The organism is Hydrocoleum sp. CS-953 (assembly GCF_002260545.1).
Taxonomy (GTDB): Bacteria; Cyanobacteriota; Cyanobacteriia; order Cyanobacteriales; family Microcoleaceae; genus Trichodesmium.
Genome location: NZ_LGSU01000515.1, coordinates 1 through 3,447 on the forward strand (window position 1 = coordinate 1; position 3,447 = coordinate 3,447).

Genomic DNA, 3,447 nt, shown 5'->3' on the forward strand with positions numbered 1-3,447 from the left:
CCTAGCACTTTTTTTCCCCTATCCAAGGGGAGGCTTTAAACCACAATTATTTAATTAATAATTAATAATTAATTATTCGGTAAGAGAAAGTAATTTTGCGATTACTGTATAACCGCATTTTATATAACTGCTTGAAAAGTCGTCATTGCCACGATAGGAAGCAATCTCAGAGGTTTCATAAGATTGCCTCCTTCCACTCCCTTCCACTCGCAATGACTTGGCTATAGCAATTATCCAGATTCTACAGCGGTTTTCCTGCACGGTAGACCTACGGTAGGGACTAACCATGGTTAGTCCCTACAAGGCTTTTTGTTCTTAGGAGTGTGTTCCATCTTTCTGAAAATCGCTATAAGCAATAGAAGAAAAATTATATCATGTCCGGATAATTAGCGAGCAAAAACTTTCTCCTTTTTATACTTTCTCCTGACTTTTCAGGACTGACTCCTCCCTCCTTATTTCTAACTATTCAACCGGACATCATATTACCTATTCCCTAGCGCTATAGATACTGTTCTATAAAACTGATACAAATTAAGTTTGGTTCTAATGGATTTCATGTATGTGTGAACACATTCTGTCTAATAATATGCGAGTGTAACGTATTATATCGTTATTCTTTGATTAAGTTAATGCTCCTAGAAATGCCAGAATATACAGGAAGAGCGATCGCGAATTCTGTCCCCTTTCCAGGTTGTGAAATTACTTCTATTTTTCCCTGATGCTTTTCAATAATCTGATAAGAAATTGACAGACCCAAACCAGTCCCCTTTCCGACTGGTTTCGTTGTAAAAAAGGGGTCAAAAATTTTATCTTTGACTTCTGTTGGTATTCCTGGACCATTATCTCGAATTTTCACAAATACTCGATCTTCAGCTACCTTTTCCGTTTGAATAACAATCTGTTTCGGTTGAATATCCGATTCTAGCATCGCATCAATAGCATTAGCGATAATATTCATAAACACCTGATTTAATTGAGCCGGATAACATTCCACCAAAGGTAAATCTCCATAATTTTTGAGAATTTCAACTCCCTGTATGAGCTTATGACTGAGAATTAACAGTGTGTTATCAATTCCTTCATGCAGGTCTACAGATTTGACCTGACTTTCATCCAGCCGAGAAAAATTCCTTAGCGACACTACAATATTCTTAATCCTGTCAGTTCCCATCTGCATAGAAGAAATTATCTGGGGTAAATCTGATATTATATAATCAATATCAATCTCATCCATTAAATCTTCTATTTGCGGATGTGAATCAGGATACAACTGTTGATAAAGATTGAGTAAATCAAAGATATTTTCTGTATATTCCTGAATATGGCTGATATTACCATGAAGAAAACTAACTGGGTTATTAATCTCATGGGCAATTCCCGCCACCATCTGTCCGAGACTAGACATTTTTTCTGTTTGAATCAGTTGTGCCTGGGTTTGTTGCAGGTCTTCCAAAGCTTGTGTGAGTTCTGTTGTGCGTTTTTCTACTCTTTGATTCGCTAACTTTAATTCTTGGGTGTACTCTCCTACCCATTGTATTAGCTGATTGAGAGAAGTAGCTAATAACCCCACTTCATCAGTAGTGCTGACTGTAGCTTGCAGGTGAAAATTAGATTCTGCTGTCACCCGTTGGGCAGTTTCAGTTAAAGTTTTGATCGGACGGGCGATCGCTCCACTGGTATAAAAAGCTAAACCAGTAGCGATCGCCACCGATAGCACCATGCTGCCAATAATAATTTTTAACCGCAAGACTTCCGAACGCAGCAGTTTGTTATTAGCTATGGTTTGCTCTTTTCTCGCTCTATCTATTAACTGGTTTAAACTTTCTGAAAGTTTCTCAAACTGAATGCGAATTTCAATAGCCTCTTTTCCTGTGTTGACAGCTAATACCCGTTGCTTGGCAGTTGGGATCTCTTTTGGTGGCAAATTAACCGGATCTATTTCCTGCCAAATTCTTTCCATTAATTGAGCATACAAATCCCATGTCTGACGATAACTTTGCAATACTTCTTGAAAAACCTCCTGGTTAACTACCAATTGATTTGATTGATTTTCAATCATATCGTTTAGAGCAACCATTACTTCTTTTAATTGCTTACTCTTCCCCAAAAATTTAGTTGTTTCATACTTAAACCATACAGGACTGCCAACTACAGCAGCTAGTTGTTGGGGATGGAATTGTACCTGCCAAATAGCACTTTCTAATTCCTTCAATAGATTCAACTCATTCCGTATCAATGTTAGCTGCTCTTGGGCTTGTCTTTGGTAATAGTCTCCTACAATTAGTCCGAGCATTGTACCCAACACAGCAATACCAACTGCTAAAGAATAACCATAGCCAATTTTTTGGGCAATAGTTAAACCTTGACTCCAGCCCTTAACTAGAGAGAAAAGTTTCCCAGTTCTCATACCGCTTACCTCATCAGTAGCTTGTTATCTGCATTACTTAAGAAAATCATCTTCTCCTATCGCTTTATAAACCTCACGAATCATATCATAATCACTATCATTAGCAGGAGCTAGGGTAGCATCTTTGAATTTAGAAGCAAAAGCTGGCACAGATAAGATAGCTTGTAGCAGTTTTTCCTGATTTTCCAACATCCGCCTACCAATTTCATCTACTAACATCGGTTCTAGTTTGCTACTAGCAATAAATACATCATTGGGAAGTGGTTTACCCTTGGCAAGTAGGGGATAATCCTTCTCGGATGCACCCTCGTTTTTCAGAGAACTTTCGTATCTGTGCAAAGTTCTTCCCCACGCATCAACCTCACCATTTTTTAATCCTTTGAGGCGATAATCGTCTGAACTGAGAATTTTTACATCAGATTTAGGATTCAATCCAGCATCCATCAGCATTTTAATCTGTCCAAGATAGCTCCCCGTAATCCCAACCTTACCTAACTCAAGAGTTTTGCCTTTTAAGTCAGCTAATGACTTAAGATCGCTATCTTGACGAACAGCAATAGCTGCAAGGTAGTTAGGACGTGTTAGGGCAACAATTGGCACAGCATTTGTCCTTGCCTTAATAATCACATATTCTGATGGCCCTGCTAGAACCAAATCTACTAAACCCAACTGTAGTGCTGTTGCTACTTCTACAAAGTTATCAACAGGAAAAAATTCAATTTTTGTCTCTAAAACCTGCTCCAAAACAGTTCTAAATGGTTCATAATCACGTTGTAACTCTTTGATACCTAGAGCATCGCTCACAGCAAATAGCAGTTTCTCTTTCTCCTTGAGAAGAGAATTATTATTGCTACGCTGATTATTTGTGGCTGCTGTACAGCCAGAAGCAAAGAGGAGTAAATACCAAAGAAAATGACGTCTCAACATAGTAAGTATTTTTTCATTAAGGTGTTAGGTTAGTTTTATTGAGAATATCTGGTAGTCCTGCATGGTAATGGTGAGGATATATATTTTTTAATTTCTCCCCATCTCCCCATCTC

General features: G+C 38.1%; 2 protein-coding genes. Both read right to left on the reverse strand.

The genetic code is table 11. From position 1 onward, the window contains the following. Positions 1-610 precede the first annotated feature (610 nt). Positions 611-2,407 carry a sensor histidine kinase gene (locus tag AFK68_RS05365; protein ID WP_094671894.1) on the reverse strand — a complete coding sequence of 599 codons (1,797 nt, stop codon included), beginning with the start codon at positions 2,405-2,407 and terminating at the stop codon, positions 611-613. Between the two features lie 33 nt (positions 2,408-2,440). Then, the gene (locus tag AFK68_RS05370; protein ID WP_094671895.1) at positions 2,441-3,334 is read right to left on the reverse strand and encodes a phosphate/phosphite/phosphonate ABC transporter substrate-binding protein; all 894 of its coding nucleotides are present in this window, start codon (positions 3,332-3,334) and stop codon (positions 2,441-2,443) included. Positions 3,335-3,447 lie beyond the last annotated feature (113 nt).